This window comes from Vogesella sp. EB (genome assembly GCF_001037925.1).
Classification (GTDB): domain Bacteria; phylum Pseudomonadota; class Gammaproteobacteria; order Burkholderiales; family Chromobacteriaceae; genus Vogesella; species Vogesella indigofera.
The window spans coordinates 175,312-196,984 of the sequence record NZ_LFDT01000001.1 but is presented as its reverse complement, the minus strand read 5'-3'; the positions used below and the strand labels follow the sequence as shown (position 1 = coordinate 196,984).

Annotated in this window: 24 protein-coding genes; 8 read left to right on the top strand and 16 right to left on the bottom strand. The window is 65.8% G+C overall.

The annotated features are described in order from the left end of the window. The first annotated feature begins 25 nt into the window (after positions 1–25). From narH to ACG97_RS00940, 4 genes are all read left to right on the top strand, one after another. Positions 26–1,576, top strand: coding sequence for a nitrate reductase subunit beta (gene narH / locus ACG97_RS00955; RefSeq protein ID WP_047965429.1), 1,551 nt, complete (start codon positions 26–28; stop codon positions 1,574–1,576). A gap of 2 nt (positions 1,577–1,578) precedes the next feature. Beyond that, positions 1,579–2,241 (top strand): nitrate reductase molybdenum cofactor assembly chaperone, encoded by a 663-nt coding sequence (gene narJ / locus ACG97_RS00950; protein ID WP_369793019.1) that lies wholly within the window; start codon positions 1,579–1,581, stop codon positions 2,239–2,241. Positions 2,242–2,298: 57 nt separating this feature from the next. Next, on the top strand, positions 2,299–2,985 hold the full coding sequence (gene narI / locus ACG97_RS00945) for a respiratory nitrate reductase subunit gamma (protein ID WP_047965428.1): 687 nt from the start codon (positions 2,299–2,301) through the stop codon (positions 2,983–2,985). A 252-nt stretch (positions 2,986–3,237) separates the two neighbouring features. Further along, on the top strand, positions 3,238–5,223 hold the full coding sequence (locus ACG97_RS00940; protein WP_047965427.1) for a methyl-accepting chemotaxis protein: 1,986 nt from the start codon (positions 3,238–3,240) through the stop codon (positions 5,221–5,223). A 240-nt stretch (positions 5,224–5,463) separates the two neighbouring features. On the opposite strand, the gene ACG97_RS00935 is transcribed toward ACG97_RS00940, so the two are convergent. The 14 genes from ACG97_RS00935 to moaC all read right to left on the bottom strand — a co-directional run bounded on the left by ACG97_RS00935 (position 5,464) and on the right by moaC (position 17,739). Continuing rightward, on the bottom strand, positions 5,464–6,393 hold the full coding sequence (locus ACG97_RS00935) for a CysB family HTH-type transcriptional regulator (RefSeq protein ID WP_047965426.1): 930 nt from the start codon (positions 6,391–6,393) through the stop codon (positions 5,464–5,466). After that, positions 6,390–7,466: a sulfate/molybdate ABC transporter ATP-binding protein gene (locus tag ACG97_RS00930; protein WP_047965425.1), complete on the bottom strand. Its 1,077-nt coding sequence runs from the start codon at positions 7,464–7,466 to the stop codon at positions 6,390–6,392. The genes ACG97_RS00935 and ACG97_RS00930 overlap by 4 nt, the downstream gene beginning before the upstream one ends. 76 nt (positions 7,467–7,542) lie before the next feature. After that, positions 7,543–8,424, bottom strand: coding sequence for a sulfate ABC transporter permease subunit CysW (gene cysW / locus ACG97_RS00925; RefSeq protein WP_047965424.1), 882 nt, complete (start codon positions 8,422–8,424; stop codon positions 7,543–7,545). After that, a complete protein-coding gene (cysT, locus tag ACG97_RS00920) occupies positions 8,424–9,263 on the bottom strand; it encodes a sulfate ABC transporter permease subunit CysT (protein WP_047965423.1) in 840 nt (279 codons plus the stop codon). Before cysT ends, cysW begins: the two co-directional genes overlap by 1 nt. A gap of 291 nt (positions 9,264–9,554) precedes the next feature. Next, complete coding sequence (locus ACG97_RS00915) at positions 9,555–10,052, bottom strand: hypothetical protein (protein WP_156167831.1); 498 nt, start codon at positions 10,050–10,052, stop codon at positions 9,555–9,557. Next, on the bottom strand, positions 10,030–11,028 hold the full coding sequence (locus ACG97_RS00910; RefSeq protein WP_047965536.1) for a sulfate ABC transporter substrate-binding protein: 999 nt from the start codon (positions 11,026–11,028) through the stop codon (positions 10,030–10,032). Before ACG97_RS00910 ends, ACG97_RS00915 begins: the two co-directional genes overlap by 23 nt. 114 nt (positions 11,029–11,142) lie before the next feature. Next, on the bottom strand, positions 11,143–11,997 hold the full coding sequence (locus ACG97_RS00905; RefSeq protein ID WP_047965421.1) for an ABC transporter ATP-binding protein: 855 nt from the start codon (positions 11,995–11,997) through the stop codon (positions 11,143–11,145). Further along, the gene (modB, locus tag ACG97_RS00900; RefSeq protein WP_047965420.1) at positions 11,994–12,668 is read right to left on the bottom strand and encodes a molybdate ABC transporter permease subunit; all 675 of its coding nucleotides are present in this window, start codon (positions 12,666–12,668) and stop codon (positions 11,994–11,996) included. The genes ACG97_RS00905 and modB overlap by 4 nt, the downstream gene beginning before the upstream one ends. Next, positions 12,665–13,063, bottom strand: a complete 399-nt coding sequence (locus ACG97_RS16795) for a TOBE domain-containing protein (protein ID WP_053068012.1) — start codon at positions 13,061–13,063, stop codon at positions 12,665–12,667. Before ACG97_RS16795 ends, modB begins: the two co-directional genes overlap by 4 nt. Beyond that, positions 13,060–13,806, bottom strand: coding sequence for a molybdate ABC transporter substrate-binding protein (gene modA, locus ACG97_RS00890; RefSeq protein ID WP_047965419.1), 747 nt, complete (start codon positions 13,804–13,806; stop codon positions 13,060–13,062). The genes ACG97_RS16795 and modA overlap by 4 nt, the downstream gene beginning before the upstream one ends. 11 nt (positions 13,807–13,817) lie before the next feature. Then, entirely contained in the window at positions 13,818–14,573 is a 756-nt protein-coding gene (locus tag ACG97_RS00885) for a TOBE domain-containing protein (RefSeq protein ID WP_047965418.1), read from the bottom strand. Between the two features lie 83 nt (positions 14,574–14,656). Beyond that, positions 14,657–15,310: a response regulator transcription factor gene (locus tag ACG97_RS00880; RefSeq protein ID WP_047965417.1), complete on the bottom strand. Its 654-nt coding sequence runs from the start codon at positions 15,308–15,310 to the stop codon at positions 14,657–14,659. Beyond that, entirely contained in the window at positions 15,307–17,184 is a 1,878-nt protein-coding gene (locus tag ACG97_RS00875) for a type IV pili methyl-accepting chemotaxis transducer N-terminal domain-containing protein (protein ID WP_047965416.1), read from the bottom strand. The genes ACG97_RS00880 and ACG97_RS00875 overlap by 4 nt, the downstream gene beginning before the upstream one ends. Positions 17,185–17,232: 48 nt before the next feature. Further along, positions 17,233–17,739, bottom strand: a complete 507-nt coding sequence (gene moaC / locus ACG97_RS00870; protein ID WP_047965534.1) for a cyclic pyranopterin monophosphate synthase MoaC — start codon at positions 17,737–17,739, stop codon at positions 17,233–17,235. Positions 17,740–17,816: 77 nt separating this feature from the next. Between moaC and mobB the strand changes: the two genes are divergently transcribed. From mobB to mobA, 4 genes are read left to right on the top strand one after another with little or no spacing between them, the layout of a single operon-like run. Continuing rightward, complete coding sequence (gene mobB / locus ACG97_RS00865; RefSeq protein WP_047965415.1) at positions 17,817–18,311, top strand: molybdopterin-guanine dinucleotide biosynthesis protein B; 495 nt, start codon at positions 17,817–17,819, stop codon at positions 18,309–18,311. After that, the gene (locus ACG97_RS00860; protein WP_047965414.1) at positions 18,308–18,559 is read left to right on the top strand and encodes a MoaD/ThiS family protein; all 252 of its coding nucleotides are present in this window, start codon (positions 18,308–18,310) and stop codon (positions 18,557–18,559) included. Before mobB ends, ACG97_RS00860 begins: the two co-directional genes overlap by 4 nt. 1 nt (position 18,560) lies before the next feature. Further along, positions 18,561–19,022 (top strand): molybdenum cofactor biosynthesis protein MoaE, encoded by a 462-nt coding sequence (locus tag ACG97_RS00855; RefSeq protein WP_047965413.1) that lies wholly within the window; start codon positions 18,561–18,563, stop codon positions 19,020–19,022. Then, positions 19,015–19,602: a molybdenum cofactor guanylyltransferase MobA gene (gene mobA, locus ACG97_RS00850; RefSeq protein ID WP_047965412.1), complete on the top strand. Its 588-nt coding sequence runs from the start codon at positions 19,015–19,017 to the stop codon at positions 19,600–19,602. The genes ACG97_RS00855 and mobA overlap by 8 nt, the downstream gene beginning before the upstream one ends. Before the next feature lie 292 nt (positions 19,603–19,894). Here mobA and ACG97_RS00845 read toward each other — a convergent pair whose 3' ends face one another. Then, positions 19,895–20,539, bottom strand: coding sequence for a carbonic anhydrase (locus ACG97_RS00845; RefSeq protein WP_047965411.1), 645 nt, complete (start codon positions 20,537–20,539; stop codon positions 19,895–19,897). A gap of 1 nt (position 20,540) precedes the next feature. Continuing rightward, positions 20,541–21,515, bottom strand: a complete 975-nt coding sequence (gene moaA / locus ACG97_RS00840) for a GTP 3',8-cyclase MoaA (RefSeq protein WP_047965410.1) — start codon at positions 21,513–21,515, stop codon at positions 20,541–20,543. Between the last annotated feature and the right edge of the window lie 158 nt (positions 21,516–21,673).

Genomic DNA, 21,673 nt, shown 5'->3' with positions numbered 1-21,673 from the left:
TGTCGCAAAAAACAGGAGTATCACAATGAAAATCCGTGCCCAAATCGGTATGGTGCTCAACCTCGACAAGTGCATCGGTTGCCATACCTGTTCGGTAACCTGCAAGAACGTGTGGACCAGTCGCGACGGTGTCGAATACGCGTGGTTCAACAACGTCGAGACCAAGCCCGGCATCGGCTATCCCAAGGACTGGGAGAACCAGGAAAAATGGCAGGGCGGCTGGGTGCGCAAGCCCAACGGCAAGCTGGAGCCGCGCCAGGGTGGCCGTCTGAAGATCCTCGCCAACGTGTTCGCCAACCCGAACCTGCCGGCGATCGACGAGTACTACGAGCCGTTCACCTACGACTACGAACATCTGCAGAACGCGCCGGAAATGATCACGCCGCCGACCGCACGCCCGGTCTCGGTACTGACCGGCAAGAAGATGGACAAGATCGAGTGGGGCCCGAACTGGGAAGACGACCTCGGCGGCGAATTCAGCAAGCGTTCCAAGGACGCGCTGTTCGAAGGTATCCAGAAGGAGATGTACTCGGCCTTCGAGAACACCTTCATGATGTACCTGCCGCGCCTGTGCGAACACTGCCTGAACCCGGCCTGTGTCGCCAGCTGCCCGTCCGGCTCCATCTACAAGCGTGAAGACGACGGCATCGTGCTGATCGACCAGGACAAGTGCCGCGGCTGGCGCATGTGCGTGTCGGGCTGCCCGTACAAGAAGATTTACTACAACTGGACCACCGGCAAGGCTGAGAAGTGCATCTTCTGCTACCCGCGTATCGAAGCCGGTCAGCCGACGGTGTGCTCCGAGACCTGCGTTGGCCGCATCCGCTATCTGGGCGTGCTGCTGTACGACGCCGACAAGATCGAAGCCGCCGCCAGCGTAGAAGATCCGAAGAGCCTGTACGAAGCGCAACTGGGCGTGTTCCTCGACCCGAACGCACCGGAAGTGATCGCCGAAGCCAAGAAGCAGGGCATCGCCGACAGCTGGCTGCTGGCCGCGCAGAACTCGCCGGTCTACAAGATGGCGATGGAATGGAAGGTGGCGTTCCCGCTGCATCCGGAATACCGCACGCTGCCGATGGTGTGGTACATCCCGCCACTGTCGCCGATCCAGTCCGCACTGGAAAACGGCCTGATCGGCGAGAACGGCATCATCCCGGACGTGAAAGACCTGCGCATCCCGATCCAGTACCTGGCCAACCTGCTGACTGCCGGCAAGGAAGAACCGGTGGTGAAAGCGCTGGAAACCATGGTCGCCATGCGCCGCTACATGCGCAAGAAGAGCGTGGAGAAGGTCATCGACGAAAGCACGCTGAAGGGCACCCATCTCAAGGCCGCGCAAGTGGAAGAGATGTACCAGGTCATGGCGATTGCCAACTACGAAGACCGCTTCGTGATTCCATCCAGCCACAAGGAAATGGTGGAAAACACCTTCGACGACAAGGCCAGCTGCGGCTTCACCTTTGGTAACGGCTGCTCCAGCGGCACGTCCGAGCCTAGCCTGTTCGGCAAGAAGAAGGCATCCCCCATCGTGTTCCACGACATGCGTCGCGACCGCAAGGCCAACGCCGGAGAATGAGCATGCACAACCCGATGATTTATCGTGCGCTGGCGGCGCTGCTGGGTTACCCGCAGCCCGACCTGATCGCCGCGCTGCCGGAAATCCGCGCGGTGCTGGCCGACGACGCCACCCTGGTGGCCGCGGTCGAGCCGCTGCTGCAAAGGTTGGCCGCAGGCGAGCTGATCGAGGTACAGCAGGACTACGTGCAGATCTTCGATCGCAACCCGTCGCACTCGCTGCACCTGTTCGAGCATATCCACGGCGAGGACCGCGCCCGCGGTCAGGCGATGGTGGACCTGATCGAGGAGTACAAGGCGCACGGCTTCGAGCCGGTCAGCGAAGAGCTGCCCGACTACGTGCCGCTGTTCCTGGAATTCCTGTCGCTGTGCGAGGCCGACGAAGCCAATCGCCTGCTGGGTGATGCGGTGCACGTACTGGCCCACGTCGCCGGCCGGCTGGTGGAGAGCGGCAGCGACTACGCCGGCGTGCTGCAGGCGCTGGTCTCGCTGTCGCCGGTGGCGCCAGAGCCGCTGTCGGTGCCGCCGATCCGCGACATGGACGAGGCGCTGGAAACCTTCGGCCCCGGTGCCGATGGTGTCGAGCCGCTGCTGAAGCCGACGCTGCCGCAGATCGCCCCGGTCAATTTCTATCCCAAGGGTAGCGGCCCGGCCGCCTGCCATTAATCCGCTGACGGTCCGGGTGGGCGCTGGCGCGCACCCGTTGGCCGCAAGGAGAAAGACATGGACTACTTGCATCAATTCGTTTTCGGGATTTATCCCTACATCGCGCTGGCCATTTTCCTGCTCGGCAGCCTGATGCGCTTCGAGCGCGAGCAATACAGCTGGAAGAGCGAATCCAGCCAGCTCTTGCATCGCGGCAGCCTGCGCCTGGGCAACATCCTGTTCCACCTCGGCATCATCGGCCTGTTCTTCGGCCATGCCGTCGGCCTGCTGACGCCGGTGGCGGTGTGGGATGCGCTGGGCGTGACGCACAGCTTCAAGCAGGTATTCGCGATGACCGCCGGCGGCATCATGGGGACCCTGTGCCTGATCGGCGTACTGCTGCTGTTGCATCGCCGCTTCTCCAACGACCGCCTGACGGCCAACACCACCTGGCGTGACAAGCTGGTGCTGCTGTGGATCCTGGCCACCCTGCTGCTCGGCCTGTCCACCATCGCGGTATCGGCCGGTCATCTGGATGGTCACGAAATGGTGTTGCTGATGAGCTGGGCACAGCACATCATCACCTTCCGTGGCGATGCCGCCACCTTTGTCGCCGGCGTGTCGCCGATGTTCAAGGCGCACCTGTTCATGGGCATGACCCTGTTCGTGATCTTCCCGTTCACCCGTTTGGTGCACGTGTGGAGCGGTTTTGGTGCCGTGACCTACCTTGGTCGCACCTGGCAGCTGGTACGGCCGCGCCATTAACAAGCATGGTTGTTGAAAAAAGGCCTGATTTCGCAATCAGGCCTTTTTTGTGCTTAATCAACGCGGATGTTGCAGCGCACTGCAATACTGACGGCGAATCAAGCCGATCCCGTGATTGCAGTGCAATATGTTGGCCGCACAATCAGCCGGCAATACACTATGCTTGATGCCTATACAAAATAAAACATGACCGGGCCGCAACGGTTTTAGAACGTGCCTGACAAGATTTCTCTACCCACCGGAGTCAATGCCATGCTTTCCCGCCTCAGTATTGGTCACAAGCTGATCCTGCTTGTCCTGCCGTTTGGTCTGATGACCTTCTTCCTTGCCTCCACGCTGTCACTGCAGCGCTACAGCTTCCTCGGCGACATGCAGCAAGCCCGGCATCTGGTATCGGTTTCGACACTGGCCTCGACGCTGGTGGACACGCTGCAGGCCGAGCGCGGCCTGAGCAACGGCTATCTGAACGGGCAGGGCGCATTGCCGCCTAACCTGAGCGAGGCACGCAGCAAGGCCGACGCCGCACTGAAGGCGCTGGAAAGCACCGCAACGGCACTGCCGGAGGGCGAAGTCAAACAGCGCGTCAATACCGTGGCCGGTGGCGTGCGCGGCCTGCTGGGCCAGCGTGGCGCCATTGACGGCCGCAGCCTGGCGGCACCGGCCGCCTTTGCCGCCTACAGCCAGCAGATCGAAGCGCAGATCGCGCTGGTCGCCAGCCTCGGCACCGCTTCCGACGAGGGCGATGTCATCCGCTTCAGCACCGCCTTGTCCAACCTGCTGTGCACCAAGGAATACGCCGGCCGCGAACGTGGCTTCGTCAACGGCGCGCTGGCCGGTGGCGGCCTGACCCAGGCCAGCCTCGGCCAGGCCATCGGCCTGCAGGCACGCCAGGATGCCTGCGCCGGACAGCTGCTGCTGCTGGCACCGCCGGAGCTGGCGCAATCACTGCAGCCCTTCCTGCAGTCCGATGCCGCCGCCACCCTGAAACAGTTGCGCAGCAATATCTACGGCGCCGAACCGGGCACACCGCCGAGCGTGACGCCGGAGCAATGGTTTGCCGCCACCTCGGCGCAGATCGGCCAGCTGAAAACCGCGCAGGAAAAACTGCTGCAGCAGCTGGATGACGTGGTGGCGCAGAATATCGACGAAGCGTGGCGCAGCCTGATGATTACCCTCGGCGGCACCCTGCTGCTGTCGCTGCTGCTGCTGATCGGCGGCCTGGCGGTATACCGCAGCATCCGCAAGCCGGTGATGCGTCTGGAGCAGCTGATGACCAGCATGAGCCACAACCTGGATCTGGCGCCACGCGCGAAGCTGGAAGGCGACGACGAGATCGCGCGCATGGGCCGTGCCTTCGACGAGCTGGTCGATGCCTTTGCCGGCACCCTGAAGGTGGTGAAGAGCAATGCCCACAGCCTGATGAGCGCTGCCGAAGCGCTGCAGACGGTGTCGGCCCGCGCTGCCTCCGCCGCGGAAGCGCAAAGTGAATCGTCGACCCAGATCGCGGCGGCAGTCGAGGAAATGACCGTCGGCATCGCCTCGGTACGCGACAACACCCACGACAACCTGACCGTGGCGCAACAGATGCAGCAGGGCGTCAACGCCGGCCGCGAGCGGATGCAGGAAACCACCCAGGCGATGCAGCACACCGCCGGCTCGCTGGACAGTGCCGGCGAGGTGATTGTCAGCCTGGCCGACAAGTCGCAGAGCATCCGCCAGATCATCACCGCGATCCGCGACATCGCCGACCAGACCAACCTGCTGGCGCTGAACGCGGCGATCGAGGCCGCCCGCGCCGGGGAAATGGGCCGCGGCTTTGCCGTGGTCGCCGATGAAGTACGCAAGCTGGCGGAACGTACCGGTAAGGAAACCGTGGAAATCACCCAGCTGATCGAGGTGATCACCAACGAGACCGCCAACGCCGCCGGCCAGATGCGCACCGCGCGCACGCGCATGGAGAGCGGCCTCGACCTGGTGCAGGCCACCCTGCAGGATCTCAACGGCATTCACGACGAGGCCAACCAGACCGCGGCCAAGAGCCAGGACACCGCCGCCGCGATGCAGCAGCAGGCTGCGGCCAGCAACGAAGTCGCTGTCAACATCAGCCGCATCGCCTCGCTGGCGGAAGACAATGCGCTGATCGTCGACGAGGCGGCGGCGCTGTCCGCGCAGCTGAACCAGACCGCGACCGAACTGGTGGCGCAGGTCGACCGCTTCAAGCACACCTCGCAAGCCTGAGTCGCACTTTTCGCCAGGCAATGACAATGCGGCCAACCTTGAAAAAGGTTGGCCGCATTGTTTTGGGCGCGGGTAACCGGCGGCCCTTGGAACCTGTTCAAAGTCTCGCGCGCTCACGCGAGACAAGGCGAAAACGACTGAGGAAGCGGCGTTTATCTTGATACAAGCCAGCATGCCGAAGGCGTTTTCAACGCCGTATCGCCCCGTTGATATCCGTCGCAGCAGACGTTGAACAGGTTCCTAGTCCTGTGCCACCGGTGACAGTGCCCGGCGCACGGTGTCCTCGTCCAGCGCCGCCGAGCACAGCTCGATGAAGCGGTAGGCGTAGCTGCGCAGGTAGTGGCCGCGGCGGATGGCGACGCGGGTGGTCTGGTGGCCGAACAGCGGTGCGCCTTCCACCACCCGCACCTGCGTATCGCGCTGCGGGTCCACCGCCATCGAGGCGATGATGCCGACGCCCAGCTCCAGCTCGACGTAGGTCTTGATCACGTCGGCGTCCAGTGCCGCCATCACGATGTCCGGCGCTAGCGCGGCATCGGCAAAGGCGCGGTCGATCTGCGCGCGGCCGGTAAAACCGTGGTGGTAGGTAACGATCGGGTAATCGGCCAGTGTTTCCAGCGTCAGCGGCTGCTGGTGCAGCGGGTGCGCCAGCGGCGCGATCACCGCGTGGTGCCAGCTGTAGTAGGGGAAGGACACCAGTTCCGGCACCTCGGCCACCGCCTCGGTGGCGATGCCGATGTCGGCTTCGCCGGCCAGCAGCAGCCGTACCAGCTCGTCCGGGCTGGCCTGGTGCAGCACCAGGTGCACTTTGGGGAAGGATTTCTTGAACGCGGTCACCACCTTGGGCAGCGCGTAGCGCGCTTGGGTATGGGTGGTGGCGATGGTGAGCTGGCCTTCGTCGCGCTGGCTGAACTGCTCGGCCAGCCGCTTGATGTTGCCGGCGTCCAGCAGCATGCGCTCGACGATGGTCAGCAGCTCCTTGCCCGGGTCGGTCAGGCCCAGAAAGCGCTTGCCCTTGCGCACGAACAGCTCCACGCCCAGCTCGTCCTCCAGGTCCTTGATGTGCTTGGAGACGCCGGACTGCGAGGTGAACAGCGCGTTGGCGACCTCGGTCAGGTTGAAGTTCTGCCGCACGGTTTCGCGGATGATGCGTAGTTGCTGGAAGTTCATGCGGCACCTGCCGTTTCGGGGTTGGCAAACACGCGCACGCTGCGCGGTTGCAGGCGTACCGGCTCGCCGGCGATCAGGCTGCCGGCCAGCGGGTGGCTGGCTGGCAGTTCGACATCGAAATGCTGGCCAGCCACGTCGTCGCGGCCCTCCAGCTCCACCCGGGTCAGCGCGCCCAGCGTCAGCACGCGGCTGATGCGCGCCGGAATGCCGTGGCCGAACTCGTGGCGCACGATGTCCAGCTCGTGCGGCCGCACAAAGGCGATCACCTCGCCATGCTGGCCGTTCTGCTCGGCGGTGAGGGTGGCGTTGCCGATGGCGATGCCGCCGGCGCTGCTGTGGCCTTCGAAGCGGTTGGCGGCGCCGAGGAAGCCGTACACGAACGGCGTCGCAGGCTGCTGGTAGACCTCGGACGGGCTGCCGATCTGCTCGACGCGGCCATGATTCATCAGCACCACGCGGTCGGCCACTTCCAGCGCTTCTTCCTGGTCGTGGGTGACGAAGATGGAGGTGATGTGCAGCTCGTCGTGCAGGCGGCGTAGCCAGCGGCGCAGCTCCTTGCGCACCTTGGCGTCCAGCGCGCCGAACGGCTCGTCCAGCAGCAGCACGCGCGGCTCCACCGCCAGCGCCCGCGCCAGCGCGATACGCTGGCGCTGGCCGCCGGACAGCTGCGCCGGGAAGCGGTCGGCCAGCCAGTCCAGCTGCACCAGTTGCAGCAGCTCGTGCACCTTGCGCTTGATCTCGGCCTCGGACGGGCGGATGTTGCGCGGCTTCATGCGCAGGCCGAAGGCGACGTTGTCGAACACCGTCATGTGGCGGAACAGCGCGTAGTGCTGGAACACGAAGCCGACCTGGCGCTCGCGCACGTGGGTGTCGGAGGAGTCGTCACCGTCCAGCAGCACGCGGCCGCTGTCGGCCTGCTCCAGCCCGGCGATCACGCGCAGCAGTGTGGTCTTGCCGCAGCCGGACGGGCCGAGCATCGCCACCAGCTCGCCGCTGGGGAAGTCTAGTGTCAGGTTGTCGAGGGCGATAAAGTCGCCGAAAGCCTTGTGGATGTTCTGTACCTGGATGCTCATCTTTTTCTCCGTGGCCGCGTCATGCGCAGCCCGTTCAAATTGGGGCAAGGTTGGCCGCAACGGCCAGCGGTCGCGATCAGTCATGCGCCTGCGCGGCGCGCCATTCGATCCAGCTCTTCACCGCCAGCGTCACCAGCGCCAGCAGCGCCAGCAGGGAGGCCACGGCGAAGGCGGCGGCGAACTGGTATTCGTTGTAGAGAATCTCCACGTGCAGCGGCAGGGTGTTGGTTTCGCCGCGGATATGGCCGGACACCACCGACACCGCGCCGAATTCACCCATCGCCCGCGCATTGCTGAGGATCACGCCGTACAGCAGTGCCCAGCGCACATTCGGCAGCGTCACATGCCAGAACACCTGCCAGCCGCGTGCGCCCAGCACCACCGCGGCTTCTTCTTCCTCGCGGCCCTGCGCCTGCAGCAGCGGAATCAGCTCGCGCGCCACGAAGGGCACGGTGACGAACACGGTGGCCAGCACAATGCCCGGCACCGCGAAGATCACCTTGATGTCGTGTTCCAGCAGCCAGGGGCCGATCCAGCCGTGGCTGCTGAAGACCAGCACGTAGATCAGGCCGGCCACCACCGGCGACACCGAAAACGGCAGGTCGATCAGCGTGATCAACAGCTGCTTGCCGCGGAAGTCAAAGCGGGTGATCGCCCACGCCGCCGCCACGCCGAATACCAGGTTCAGCGGTACCGAGATCACGGCCGCCAGCAGCGTCAGTTTCACTGCCGACAATGCGTCCGGCTCCACCAGCGCGTCGAGATAGGTGTGCCAGCCCTTGGCCAGCGCCTCGGCAAACACCACCGCCAGCGGTAGCAGCAGGAAGATGGCGAAGAAAGTCAGCGCCACGCCGAGGATGGTGTACTTCACCCAGCGCGCCTCGCGCGTGGCCTGACGGCTTTCCAGCAGCGCGGCGCGGTCGTGCTGGGCATACAGATTGGCAGTAATGGCGGCCATTATTCGCTTCTCCCGTTGCGGCGTGCCTGCCACGCCTGCAAACCGTTGATGGCCAGTAGCAGCAGGAACGACGCCACCAGCATCACGCTGGCGATGGCGGTGGCGCCGGCGTAGTCGTACTGCTCCAGCTTGCTGATGATCATCAGCGGGGTGATTTCCGACACCATCGGGATATTGCCGGCGATGAAGATCACCGAGCCGTACTCGCCGACGGCGCGGGCAAACGCCAGCGCGAAGCCGGTCATCAGCGCCGGCTGCAGCACCGGCAGGATCACGTGGCGGAAGGTCTGCCAGCGGTGCGCGCCAAGGCTGGTGGCGGCTTCCTCCAGCTCGGTTTCCAGGTCTTCCAGCACCGGCTGCACCGTGCGTACCACGAAGGGCAGGCCGATGAACACCAGTGCCACCAGCACCCCCAGCGGGCCGAACGCCACCTTGATGCCCAGCGGCTCCAGGTACTGCCCCAGCCAGCCGTTGCCGGCGTACAGGGCGGTCAGCGCGATACCGGCCACCGCAGTGGGCAGCGCGAACGGCAGGTCCACCAGCGCGTCGACCAGCTTCTTGCCGGGAAAGCGGTAGCGCACCAGCGACCACGCCAGCAGCAGGCCAAACACGGTATTGATGGCGGCGGCCAGCAGCGCCATGCCGAAACTGAGCTGGTAGGAGGCCAGCACACGCGGCGCGGTCACCGCGTCCCATAACGCTTCCAGACTCAGGCTGCTGGCGCGGATGAACACCGCCGCCAGCGGAATCAGCACGATCAGCGACAGATAGGTCAGGGTGAAGCCCAGCGACAGGCCGAAGCCGGGTAACACGCGGGGCAGGGTCGGCGCTTTGGTCATGGAGCACCTCCGTCATGGGTAGTAGGCATCGCGGCATCCTGTTTTTATATAACTGCAAACAGGATATTGCCGGCGACCTTATTCCGAAAATAAGGAATTCTTCGTTGCTTATTCAATAAGCGAAAAAGCCGGCAGCGGGAACGGGGTGGGCGCGAGCGGGCAAATCTTCAGCCGGCGAGCGGCGGCCGCGGCCAGCCGGACAACGGTCGCAGTACGCGTGCCGTCAGGGAAAGCAGATCGGGGAGAGTCGAAACGGTCGCGCCAGCGGCCGGGTGCCAGGCCGCGCGCGGACTACAGGTTGCCTTGCGGCCAACCTTCCACCTGCTGGCGCAGCTGTTGCAGCAGCAGACGCAATTCGCCGAGCGCGGCATCGCCTTCGCCACGCAGGGTGTGCAGCCGGCTGCCCCAGCGGCTGGCAAAGGCGACGGTGCTGGTCAGCCGCGGCCAGTGCGCCTGCGGCGGGTGGCAGACGGTAAGGCTGGGGAAGGGCAGCGGCGCGGCGGCGGCCAGATCGCCGCTGGGGGACAGCAGCAGCGCGGCGAGGGCGCGCTGCGGATGGCGCGCCAGCACCGCCAGTGCCGGCAGGCACAGCTCGCCGGCGGCCAGCAGCAGCACGCTTTTGCCGTGACTGTGCAGCCACTCGTCCAGCTCGGCTGCGCGCGCCAGCAACAGCGCGTTCTGCTGGTGCCCGAGCCGCAGCAGGGTGTGGCCATCCGCCTCATGGGCATCGGCCAGCACCAGCAGCGTGCTCAGCGTGACAGCAGGCTCAACGGGTAATGATCTGGTCAAAGATCGCTCCATCGGCGAAGTGGGTCTTCTGCGCGCGGGTCCAGCCACCGAACACCTGGTCGATGGTGAACAGCTTCACCTTGCTGAACTTGTCGGCGTACTTGGCGGCCACCTTGGCGTCACGCGGACGGTAGTAGTTGGCCGCAGCCAGTTCCTGGCCTTGCGGGCTGTACAGGTATTGCAGGTAGGCTTCGGCCACCTTGCGCGTGCCACGCTTGTCGACCACCTTGTCCACCACGCTGACCGGCGGTTCGGCCAGGATGGACAGCGACGGGGTCACGATGTCGAACTTGTCCGGGCCCAGCTCCTTGGTGGCGAGGTAGGCTTCGTTTTCCCACGACAGCAGCACGTCACCGATGCCGCGCTGGGTGAAGCTGACCAGCGAGCCGCGGGCGCCGGAATCCAGCACCTTCACGTTCTGGAACACCTTCTTCACGAAGTCCTGCGCCTTGGCGTTGTTGCCGCCCGGCTGTTTCAGCGCGTAGCCCCAGGCCGCCAGGTAGTTCCAGCGCGCGCCGCCGGAGGTTTTCGGGTTCGGCGTCACCACTTCCACGCCAGGGCGGGTCAGGTCGTTCCAGTCCTTGATCGCTTTCGGATTGCCCTTGCGCACCAGGAACACGATGGTGGAGGTGTACGGCGCGGCGTTGTTCGGCAGGCGTTTCTGCCAGTTGGCCGGGATCAGCTTGGCCTCGGTGTGCAGCGCGTCGACGTCGTAGGCCAGCGCCAGTGTCACCACGTCGGCTTCCAGACCGTCGATCACGCCGCGCGCCTGCTTGCCGGAGCCGCCGTGCGACTGCTTGATGGTGACGGTTTCGCCGGTCTTGGCCTTCCAGTGCTTGGCAAAGGCGGTGTTGAAATCCTGGTACAGCTCGCGCGTCGGGTCGTAGGACACATTCAGCAGGCTGACGTCGGCGTAGGCGAAGCTGGTGCTGCCCAGCAGCAGGGCGGCGATGATCTGGCGGGACGAGAACGACATGATGGTTTCCTTGTGTGCGTGCAGTGATGGCACCACTGTAGCGGGCGCCCTTATGCAAACAAACCAAGAAAAACTGTATTGCTAATCGCGTTTGGCGATATTAACGGCCCCGTGCTAGCCCGGTTGCAGCGCGCCGGCCGACAGCCGGATGCGTTGCCCTGCGCTCAGCGTGGCGGCGTCCTGCGCGCTGAGCAGCACTTCCACCAGCTCGCCGGCGACCAGCACCGTCACCCGCCACATCACGTCGGCCGGCTGGCAGGCCAGCACCTCGCCGTGCAGCGCGATGCGGCTGCTGTCACGCGGCGTCTGCAGAAACACCTGCGCCGGCGTGCCCTGCGCGCTGATGCGGCCGTGCTCCAGCTGCAGCACCTGGTCGGCCACCGCGAAGATCTCGCCCAGATCATGGCTGACCATCACCGTGGTCAGCGCAAAGCGCTGGTGCATGTCACGCAACATCCGCTGCAGCTCGCGGCGCAGGCCGTGATCCAGTGCCGATAGCGGCTCGTCCAGCAACAGCAAGGTTGGCCGCATCGCCAGCGCCCGCGCCAGTGCCACGCGCTGCTTCTGGCCGCCGGACAGCTGCGCCGGGTACTGCCGCGCCAGCGCCGCCAGCCCGCACAGTTCCAGCAGCTCCTGCACCAGGGCGCGCTCGCCGCGCGCGGCGCCAAAGGCGATGTTGTCGGCCACGCTGAGATGCGGGAACAGCGCGTAATCCTGGAACACCATGCCGATGCGGCGCTGCTGCACCGGCAGGCTGTGGCCGCCGCGCAGCCAGTCGGCACCGTTCACCCGCAGCCAGCCGCCGTCGGGGGCCTCCAGCCCGGCCAGCAGCCGCAGCAGCGTGGTCTTGCCGGCGCCGGACGCGCCGCTGAGCACGGTGAAACTGCCGGCGGCCAGCGTGGCGGCGACATCCAGATGCAGCTGGCCGTTGGCGCCGTGGCGGGTTTTCTGCAGCGAAAATTCGATCATGCGATACGCTCCGCGCGGCGGCGCAACAGGTTGACCAGCAACACCACGGCAAAGGCGAACGCGCACAGGATGGCGGCGTAGGCGTGGGCGGCCGGGTAGTTCAGCGCCTCCACCTCGTTGTAGACCGCGATCGACGCCACCCGCGTCACGCCGGGGATGTTGCCGCCTATCATCAGCACCAGGCCGAATTCGCCGACGGTGTGGGCAAAGCTCATCACCACGCCGGCCACCAGCGCCGGCCGCACGCACGGCAGCTCGACGCGCAGCAGGGTGGAGAGCCGCGATTTGCCCATGGTCCAGGCCGCCTCGCGCAGGCTGGGTGGCAAGCCGCTCAGTGCCGCCGCCACCGGCTGCACCATGAACGGCAGGCTGAACAGCACCGAGCCGATCACCAGCCCGGCAAAGGAAAACACCAGGTTGACGCCGAACAGCTCGCGCAGCCAGGCGCCGGGCGCATTGGCCGGTGACAGCGCCAGCAACAGGTAGAAGCCGAGCACCGACGGCGGCAGCACCAGCGGCATCGCCACCAACGTGTCCACCAGCGGCCGCAGCCGCGAGCGGCTGTGCGCCAGCCACGCCGCCAGCGGCAGGCCGAGCAGCAGCAGGAGCAGCGTGGTGGTCGCCGCCAGGCGGAAGGTCAGCCACAGCGGGGCGAGGTCGAGTCCACTCATGGTGCCGGCTCCAGCAGTTGCAGCGCATTGGACTTGATCAGCGCGTAGACCGGCATGCCCTCATGCAGCGCCAGCGAGTCGCAGGAGCGGCGGGTAATCACCGCGTGCAGCGTGGCACCGGCACTGTGCAGCGTGACATCGCTGAACAGCTCGCCGTGGCGGATGGCCACGATGCGGCACGGCAGGCTGTTGCGGATGCTCAGCGTCGGGCAGGGCGCGGTGGACAGCGCCACGTCCAGCTCGCGGAACAGCACCTCCACCGTTTGCCCGGCCTGCCACGGCGGTAGCGCGGCGCTGGCAAACGCGGTGCAAGGTTGGCCGCACAGCGTCAGCTCCAGCAGGTGCAGGCCGTCGGCGCTGTGCCGCGCGCGGATGGTGGCCGGCAGGCGGTTCATGGCAGACGGTAGCCGTAGCGCTGCAGGATCTGCCGCGCGGCTGGGCCGGACAGGTAGTCGAACAGCTTGCGCGCGTCCGGATTGGCCGCTGCCGGCTTCAGCAACACCATGTCCTGCACGATGGGCTGGTGGCTGGCGGCGGGGATGTCGACCCAGCGGCCGACGTCCTTCATCTGCGGCGCCAGCACCAATGCCTTGGCGACAAAGCCGGCCTGGGCCGCGCCGCTGTCGACGAACTGCGCCGCCTGCGCGATGTTGTCGCCGCTGACCAGTCGCGGCGTGACGCTGTCGCTCAGCCGGTAGTAGTCCAGCACCCGCAGTGCCTCGCTGCCGTAGGGGGCGGTGCGCGGATTGGCGATGGCGATCTTGCCGCGGCTGGCCGCCAGCCACTGCTGCCACTGTTGTGGCTTGAATTGCGGGTTTTTCGACCACAGCACCAGCGCGCCCAGCGCGTAGCTTTTCGGCGCCTGCAGCGTAAAGCCGGCCTGCGCCAGCTTTTGCGGAAACTCGTTGTCGGCGGACAGGAATAGCTCGAACGGCGCGCCGTTCATCACCTGGGTAGCGAACTTGCCGGAGGAGGCGAACGACGGCTGCACCGCGATGCCGGTATCGCGGCTGAAGCTGGCGGCGATGTCGGCAAACGCATACTGCACGTTGGCCGCAACCGCCACCTGTACCGGTGCGGCGTTGGCGAAAGAGGCGACGCACAGCGCCAGCAGACTGCACAGCAGGGTAGGTTTCATCAGGTTTCCGTTCAGTCGAGAATGCCCAGGATCACGCTCTGGGACGAAAACAGCGCGCACACCGCGTCGTCCACCGCGATGGCGAGACTGGTCAGGCTGTCGTTGTCGACCATCGCGCACAGGCTGTAGCCGCCAGGCAGGGTGACGATCACCTCACTGTTGACCAGGCCGGCGGTGATGCGGCCAACCTTGCCCGGCAGGCGGTTGGCGATGGCGATCTGCGCCGCCGCCTGCGGCAGCGCCAGGGTGATCCACGATGCCTTGATCAGCGCGATGGCGTGGCCGCCTTCGTGCAGCGCCAGCTCGTCGCAGCTTTCGCGGGTGATCTGGGCCTGCAGCTGGCTGCCGCCGGGCAGGCGCAGGGTGATGGTGTCGTTGACCGCGCCGCGCTGGATGTGGCTGATTTCGCCGGCCAGCTGGTTGCGCGCCGAGGTGCGCACCGCCAGCCGGCCCAGCAGCGCCAGCGTCTGCCGTTCCTGCATGGATCCGGCCTGCAGCGCGACACCGGTTTTCTCCCACGCGTCCAGCAGCTGTTCGCCCAGCGCCGTCAGCCGCGTGCCCCCGCCGCCCTTGCCGCCGGTCAGTCGCGCCACCAGCGGTTGCGGGCTGAGGTTGTTGATGTTGTCGATGTGCTGCCACGCCGCCTTGTAGCTGAGCTGGCACTGCCGCGCGGCGGCGCTGATCGAGCCGTGCTCGCGGATGGCGCGCAACAGCGCGATGCGCTGGCCGGTGCCCTTGCCGGCGAACGGATGCAGCAATTCGCTCATCGCTATTCTTTCGCTATTCAAAAACGGGATAACGTTAGCGCGAAACAAGGGGCCGTGCAAGCCCCATGTCATGACGCGCCGTCTCAGGCTTTGTCCAGGCCGTGCTCCACCGCATACACCGCCGCCTGCACCCGGCTGCTCAGGCTCAGCTTGCGCAGGATGTTCTGCACGTGCACCTTGATGGTACTTTCCGCCAGATCCAGCGCGCGGGCGATTTCCTTGTTGCTGGCGCCGGAGGCGAGGTAGCTGAGCGTTTCGCGTTCGCGCGGCGTCAGGCTGTCCAGCTCCTGGTTGCGCGGCTCGGCGACCGGGGCGCGCAGGCGCGCCACCAACTTGGCGGTCATCTCCGGCGACAGCACGCTGTCACCGTCCACCGCGCGGCGGATGCTGCTGAGCAGGAAGTCGGCATTGATGTTCTTCAGCAGGTAGCCGCGCGCGCCGTTCTTCATGCACTCGGCGAGGTCTTCGCCGTCCTCGGACACGGTCAGCATCAGCACCGCCAACTGCGGCTGGGTGACCAGGATCTGCGACAGCGCGTCGCGGCCGTGCATCACCGGCATGTCCAGGTCCAGCAGCACCACGTCGGGCTTGAGCAGTTCGGCCTGCTTGACGCCTTCCAGCCCGTCGGCGGCCTCGCCGATGACCTCGAAGTCCGGCTGGCGTTGCAGCAGCGCCTTGAGGCCGCTGCGGAACAGGGTGTGGTCGTCGACCAGTAAGATACGGATGGCAGTGCTCATGCGGCTTGTCTTTCTGTGTGCGGCAGGGTGAGGGTGACGGTGGTGCCGCCGCCGTCCCGGTTTTCGATCTGGATGCGGGCGTTGATGCGCGATGCCCGCTCTTGCATGATGGACATGCCGACGTGGCGTGCCTGGCGCGCGGCCAGCACCGCGGCGTCAAAGCCGCAGCCGTCGTCGCTGATGCGCATCACGAAGTCGTCGTGGTTGTCGATGTCGATGTCGACGCGGTGTGCCTGCGCGTGCTTGCGCACGTTGGACAGTGCCTCCTGCAGGATGAAGATCACCTGCAGTTGCTGTTCCGGGTTCAGTGGCAGGCCGTTGCCGCGCAGCTGGTACTGGGTCAGCACCCCCGCCTGCTGCTCGAAGCGCTTGAGCAGGGTGTTGACCGCGTCGGGGAAGTCTTCCTTGCTGATGCGGGTGCGGAAGTTGAGCAGCAGCTCGCGCACATCCTCGTAGCACTCCTGAACCCCGGTCTTGATGAAGGCCAGGTTTTCGCGCGCCTGCTCGTCCTGGGTGTCGCCAAGCGCGCTTTCCAGCATCTGCACCTGCAGATTGAGGAAGGACAGCGACTGCGCGATGCTGTCGTGCAGGCCTTGTGCCATCAGGTTGCGCTCTTCCGAAACGGCAAACTGGCGGTCGCGGGCGGCCAGACGCAGGTTCTCGATGGCGACGCCGAGGTGGCTGCCCAGCGTCTCGATCAGGAACTGTTCCTGCGCGCTGAGGCGGGTGTCGTCGCGGAAGTAGAGGGTGAAGATGCCGACGTTCTGCTGGTTGACGCGAATGTGGAAGATCGACACGCTGCGAAAGCCGGCGCGCTCGCAATGTTTCTGTTCCTTTTGCGGCAGCTCGCGGAACAGGCGGATCACCGAGCTGGGCTGCTCGACGGCGGCGCCGCAGTAGCAGCTGTCGATGTGGGCGCAGTCGTGGGTGTGGATCATGCCGTCCGGCAGGCCGATCTGCGCCACCGGCTCCAGCTTGCCGCGTTTGCTGTCGACGATGCGCACGCTGGCGGCGTCGGCATTGGTCAGCTGGATCAGACGTTCGATGAAGCCCTTGCACATGGTGTTGAGGTCGTGCGATTCGTGCAGGTAGGCGGTGACGCCGTACAGCGTGGTCAGCTGACGGTTTTTCTCGTCCAGCGAGCGCGTCTTGTCACGCACCTTGTCTTCCAGCGTCGCGTACAGCTCCTGCAGGCGGCCGGCCATCTGGTTGAAGCCGGCGGACAGGATGGCGAACTCGTCGTTGCCGACCACCGGTACCCGGGTCGCCAGCTCGCCGTCGCGCACCTGCACGATGGCGTCGCCCAGCTCGTTCAGCGGGCGGATGATCAGCAGGAACATCAGGTACATCATGGTGATGGCGCCGATGATGGCCATCGCCATCAGCGTCATCTGGAAGAAGCGCAGCAGCGTGGTATTGCGCGCGTTGTCTTCTTCCACCAGCCGTACCAGCTTGTCGATGCGGTTGACGAAGGCGCCCAGGTCGACGCGGGTGGTATTGCGGCGCGGGTCGAGCTGTACCTGTTCCAGCTTCGGCAACATCTCGTGCTGCCAGTAGCGGGCGATTTCTGCCGCCTGCGAGCGCACTTCGACATTGTCGGGCAGGAACAGCGGCCGCGCCGGGTCGCCCTTGCGCAGTCGCGCCATGGTGTCGCTGAACTGGGCGGCTTCCTGCTGGACCTGGGCCGGATCGGCGCCTTCGCTGACCAGCAGCGCGACGCGGTAGCTGCGCATGCGCAGGCTGCCGGCGTCGTTGATGGCGGCGGCGCCGCCTTCCAGTTTCCACGACAGCACCAGGGTGTAGCCGATGGAGGTCATCGCCAGCACCAGCCAGACAATGGTCAGGATCAGCAGCTTGCTGGACAGGCTGCGCACGGAGGGGGGGGCGGGGCAGGGGCATGGCTTAGGTCGTCCGGCGTATGGTCAGCACTGGTCGCGCAGCGCAGAATCGTTGCTGTCGGCTTGCCAGTGGCCGCTCTTGCCGCCCTGTTTTTCCAGCAGGCGCACGCCGTCGATCTGCATGCCGCGGTCCACCGCCTTCAGCATGTCGTAGACGGTGAGCAGGCCGGCCATCACGCCGCTGAGCGCTTCCATTTCCACGCCGGTACGGCCCACGGTCTCGCTGGTGACGAAAATGTGTACCCGCGACAGCGCCTCATCCACGCTAAAATCGACGTTGACGCGGGTCAGCGCCAGCGGGTGGCACAGCGGGATCAGGTTCGCGGTTTGCTTGGTGCCCTGGATGGCGGCCAGGCGGGCGATGCCGATGACGTCGCCCTTCTTGGCGCTGCCACCCTGCAGCAGCGCAAAGGTGGCCGGCAGCATGGTGAGATGGCCGGTGGCCACCGCCACGCGGCGGGTTTCCGGCTTGTCGCCGACATCGACCATATGGGCCTGGCCGGCGGCATTGAAATGGGTAAGCGGATTCATCTGGATCATCGAGTGTGGAGTCTGGTTGAACGATAGCGCCGTATGGCGTAGACCACAATCCACCAAAGGGAGAGGGTATGCAAAAAGTGCTGGGCATTGCCGGCTGGTCCGGCAGTGGCAAAACCACGCTGATCGGCGCGCTGTTGCCGCTACTGGCCGCGCGCGGACTGACGGTGTCGGTGATCAAGCACAGCCATCACGACATCGAACTGGACGTGGCCGGCAAGGACAGCCAGCGCCACCGCGCCAGTGGCGCGCACGAGGTGATGGTGGTGTCGCCCTACCGCTTCGGCCTGTTTGTCGAGACGCCGCAAGCGCTGACGCTGGAGCAGCAGCTGTCAAGGTTGGCCGCAGTCGACCTGGTGCTGCTGGAAGGCCAGAAAACGCTGCCGGTGCCGCGCATCGAAGTACACCGCAGCGCCTGCGCCAAGCCGTGGCTGTACCCGGACGACCCGTTCGTGATCGCGCTGGCCAGCGACTGCGCCGCCGCAACCGATTTGCCGCAATTGCCGCTGGACGACCACGCCGCGATTGCCGATTTTATTGCCAACTGGCTGAAGGATTCTGCATGAGCATCACGCTACTGTATTTTGGTGTCCTCAAGGACACGCTGGGCTGCAGCACGGAAACGCTGGCCTGGGACGGCGGCACCACCGCCACCTTGCTGGACTTGCTGCGCGGCCGCGGCGAGGACTGGGCGCTGGCGCTGGCGCCGGGCAAGGTGTTCCGCCTGGTGGTCAACCGGCAGATCGTGCGCGGCGACGCGGCGATCCCGGACGGTGCCGAAGTCGGCATCCTGCCGCCCGTGACCGGGGGCTGACATGTATTGCGACATCACCGTACAAACCGCCGCCTTCGACCTTGGTGCCGAAGAGCTGGCGCTGCGCGCGCACGCCGGCGACGCCGGGGCGCTGGTGGCCTTCCAGGGCATGGTGCGCGCCCACGACGAAGCCACGCCGCTGGCGGCGCTGTTTCTCGAACACTATCCCGGCGTGACCGAGGCCGAAATCCGCCGTATCGCCGAGCAGGCCGCCGCGCGCTGGCCAGTGAGCGCCTGTCGCGTTATCCATCGCGTCGGCGCGCTGGCGCCGGGCGAGCCCATCGTGCTGGTGCTCATCGCCGCCGGCCACCGCGCCGGTGCCTTTGCCGCCGCCGAATACCTGATGGACTACCTGAAGACACAGGCACCGTTCTGGAAGCGCGAGGATTTTGTCGATGGCAGCAGCCGCTGGGTCGAAGCCAAGGCCAGCGACGACGCGGCATGCGGGCGCTGGCATGACTGAACAGGTGGCAGTGCTGCTGCTGGCCGGCGGTGAAGGCCGGCGCATGGGCGGTCAGGACAAGGGTTTACTGCCGTGGTGCGGCCAACCTTTATATCGCCACGTGCTGGCACGGCTGGCGCCACAGGCCGGCTGGCTGGCGATCAGCGCCAACCGTCATCTGGACGACTACGCCGCCAGTGGCCACGCCGTGTTTGCCGACGAGGCGGCATGGCAGGGCATGGGGCCGCTGGCCGGGGTCGCCACCCTGGCGGACAAGCTGCCGGAGGGCATCGACTACGTGCAGCTGGTGCCGTGCGACGCGCCCTTGCTGCCGGCCGACCTGGTGGCGCGACAGCTGGCCATCCTGCAGGCAGAACGTCGCGCCGACGCCTGCTGTCCCTACACCATCAACGGGCCGCAGCCGGTGTGTGCACTGCTGCGCCGCAGCGCGCTGGCACGACTGCCGGACTATCTGGCCAGCGGCGGACGCAGCCTGCGCGGTTTTCTTGCGCTGCTGGATTGCCGCATCGTCAATTTCGACGACACCCGCGCCTTCAGCAATCTCAACGACCCACAATCGCTGGCCCAGCTCGGCCAGTAGCCTGACGCGGCTCCCGCGAGCCGTTCCGGCACGCATTGCGGCCAACCTTGTAGAAGGTTGGCCGCAATGTTTTACAGGCGTCGGCTTGCCGTTTGTCCCGACGTCGGCTGCTGGCGGTGACGCACTGCCGCGGTTGCGCCAGATGCGCCTCGGGGGCCGAGCCGACCGTCATTGCGCGACAATCGAGGCAGGGACTGAGGCGAGCGGGGTGTCCTTTTTCAAGCCGGACTGGCTTGCGGCAGACGCAAATATGGCGCCACCAGGGCGCCATATTGCATGCAGCGGACGAGGTTTATTGCTGGCCGAGCGGGCAGACCAGCGGCACGAACTGGTTGGACGGTGTGTCCAGCCCCCACAGCGTGCCGTCGTTGAGATCGAAATACCAGCCGTCGAGGGCGACTTCACCGGCTTTCACCTTGTCGGCCAGCCACGGATAAGTCAGCAGGTTGTTGAGCGACACCAGAATGCCGGCCTGCTCGCAACGACGCAGGCGGGTGGCTTCGTCCTCTGCCGCGTGGTGGCGGTAGACCAGTTCGCGCGCCGGGGCGGCGATGTCCAGCCAGCGCGTCAATGCACTGTCCTGGGGCGTGCTGCGCTGCATTAGTGCACGAATGCCCCCGCAACCGGCATGGCCCATCACGATGATGCGTGCCACCTGCAGGTTGAGCACCGCGAATTCCAGCGCCGCGGCGACGCTGGCGTGCTGGTTGTCCGGCGAACAGGGCGGCACCAGATTGGCGACGTTGCGGATCACGAACATCTCGCCTGGCTGGCTGCCCATCAGCGCCGGCGGATGCACGCGCGAATCGCAACAGGCGATCACCAGCGTGACCGGGTGTTGGCCGTGGCGCAGCGCGGCAAACAGGTCGTTGTCGGGGGAGAAATACTGCTGCTGGAAACGGCGAAAACCTTCCAGCAGCGGGTCGGCCAGTGGCATGTCAGCCTCCGGTCATTGACATGAAACGCACGATGCGCGTCGGTTGCTCGAGGAATTCGTGCTTTTCCGGCTTCAGCTCGATGGCATCGCGAATGGCGGCCTCCAGCTCGGCATCGCTACAGCCGGCACGCAGCAGCGGGCGCAGTTCGAAGCGTTCTTCCTGCCCCAGACACATGTACAGCGTGCCATCCACCGACAGTCGCACGCGGTTGCAGCTGGCACAGAAGTGCTGCGAGATCGGGGTGATCAGGCCGAGGGTGAAGCGGCCGTCCGGTGTACGCCAGTAGCGGGCCGGGCCGCCGCCCAGCGGCTGGTCCGATGGCAGCAGGCCAAAGCGCGGCTGCAGTTGTGCCAGCAGCTTTTGCAGGTCGAGGCCGGCGGTGTGCTGGCCGGTGCTGCCCATCGGCATCGCCTCGATCAGGCGCAGAATGAAGCCGTGCTCGATGCAGAACGCCACCATGGCTTCGATGTCGCCGTCGTTGACGCCCTGCATCGGTACCATGTTGATCTTGATGCTGTCGAAACCGGCCTGGCTGGCGCTGGCGAGTCCGCCGAGCACCTTGTCCAGGCAGTCGCTGCCGGTGATGCGGCTGACGCAGTCGTCGCGCAGCGAATCGAGGCTGACATTGATGCGGTTGACGCCGGCGTCGCGCAGCGCCTGCGCCTGCAGGCTGAGCTGGGTGGCGTTGGTGGTCAGCGACAGGTCATCGACGCCTTCCAGCGCCGACAGGCTGGCAGCCAGCGCGGGCAGATTGCGGCGCAGCAGCGGCTCGCCGCCGGTGAGGCGGAAGCGGCGGGTGCCCAGGCGACTGAACGCGGCGACCACGCGGGTGATCTCGTCGAAGGTCAGCCAGTTGCTCGGTTCCTCAAAGCCCTTGAAGCCTTTGGGGATGCAATAGGTACAGCGCAGGTCGCAGCGATCGGTGACTGAAATACGCAGGTAGTCGATGGTGCGGCCGAAACGGTCTGACAACATGCGGCGTCCTTCCGTTAAGTGGGGGGTATGACTCATTCTACTCACTAGCAAACAGCCTGCCAGTCACACAAAGCATTATCGCGGCTAGATCGTAAGAACTAGGGCGGCGCCCTGACACTTGGTCGTGGCAGGGCGCCGCAGCTTACAGCGCGTGGCGA

Bases quoted from the DNA above. Each gene is read 5' to 3' on its own strand.
- mobB (WP_047965415.1), top strand. From the start codon at position 17,817: ATGCAAAAAGTGCTGGGCATTGCCGGCTGGTCCGGCAGTGGCAAAACC.
- narH (WP_047965429.1), top strand. From the start codon at position 26: ATGAAAATCCGTGCCCAAATCGGTATGGTGCTCAACCTCGACAAGTGC.
- modB (WP_047965420.1), bottom strand. From the start codon at position 12,668: ATGAGTGGACTCGACCTCGCCCCGCTGTGGCTGACCTTCCGCCTGGCG.
- ACG97_RS00910 (WP_047965536.1), bottom strand. From the start codon at position 11,028: ATGTCGTTCTCGTCCCGCCAGATCATCGCCGCCCTGCTGCTGGGCAGC.
- ACG97_RS00905 (WP_047965421.1), bottom strand. From the start codon at position 11,997: ATGATCGAATTTTCGCTGCAGAAAACCCGCCACGGCGCCAACGGCCAG.
- ACG97_RS00845 (WP_047965411.1), bottom strand. From the start codon at position 20,539: ATGCCACTGGCCGACCCGCTGCTGGAAGGTTTTCGCCGTTTCCAGCAG.
- moaA (WP_047965410.1), bottom strand. From the start codon at position 21,515: ATGTTGTCAGACCGTTTCGGCCGCACCATCGACTACCTGCGTATTTCA.
- ACG97_RS00860 (WP_047965414.1), top strand. From the start codon at position 18,308: ATGAGCATCACGCTACTGTATTTTGGTGTCCTCAAGGACACGCTGGGC.
- ACG97_RS00880 (WP_047965417.1), bottom strand. From the start codon at position 15,310: ATGAGCACTGCCATCCGTATCTTACTGGTCGACGACCACACCCTGTTC.
- ACG97_RS00885 (WP_047965418.1), bottom strand. From the start codon at position 14,573: ATGAGCGAATTGCTGCATCCGTTCGCCGGCAAGGGCACCGGCCAGCGC.
- cysW (WP_047965424.1), bottom strand. From the start codon at position 8,424: ATGGCCGCCATTACTGCCAATCTGTATGCCCAGCACGACCGCGCCGCG.
- ACG97_RS16795 (WP_053068012.1), bottom strand. From the start codon at position 13,063: ATGAACCGCCTGCCGGCCACCATCCGCGCGCGGCACAGCGCCGACGGC.
- cysT (WP_047965423.1), bottom strand. From the start codon at position 9,263: ATGACCAAAGCGCCGACCCTGCCCCGCGTGTTACCCGGCTTCGGCCTG.
- ACG97_RS00930 (WP_047965425.1), bottom strand. From the start codon at position 7,466: ATGAGCATCCAGGTACAGAACATCCACAAGGCTTTCGGCGACTTTATC.
- narI (WP_047965428.1), top strand. From the start codon at position 2,299: ATGGACTACTTGCATCAATTCGTTTTCGGGATTTATCCCTACATCGCG.
- ACG97_RS00935 (WP_047965426.1), bottom strand. From the start codon at position 6,393: ATGAACTTCCAGCAACTACGCATCATCCGCGAAACCGTGCGGCAGAAC.
- ACG97_RS00940 (WP_047965427.1), top strand. From the start codon at position 3,238: ATGCTTTCCCGCCTCAGTATTGGTCACAAGCTGATCCTGCTTGTCCTG.
- modA (WP_047965419.1), bottom strand. From the start codon at position 13,806: ATGAAACCTACCCTGCTGTGCAGTCTGCTGGCGCTGTGCGTCGCCTCT.
- ACG97_RS00855 (WP_047965413.1), top strand. From the start codon at position 18,561: ATGTATTGCGACATCACCGTACAAACCGCCGCCTTCGACCTTGGTGCC.
- moaC (WP_047965534.1), bottom strand. From the start codon at position 17,739: ATGAATCCGCTTACCCATTTCAATGCCGCCGGCCAGGCCCATATGGTC.
- narJ (WP_369793019.1), top strand. From the start codon at position 1,579: ATGCACAACCCGATGATTTATCGTGCGCTGGCGGCGCTGCTGGGTTAC.
- mobA (WP_047965412.1), top strand. From the start codon at position 19,015: ATGACTGAACAGGTGGCAGTGCTGCTGCTGGCCGGCGGTGAAGGCCGG.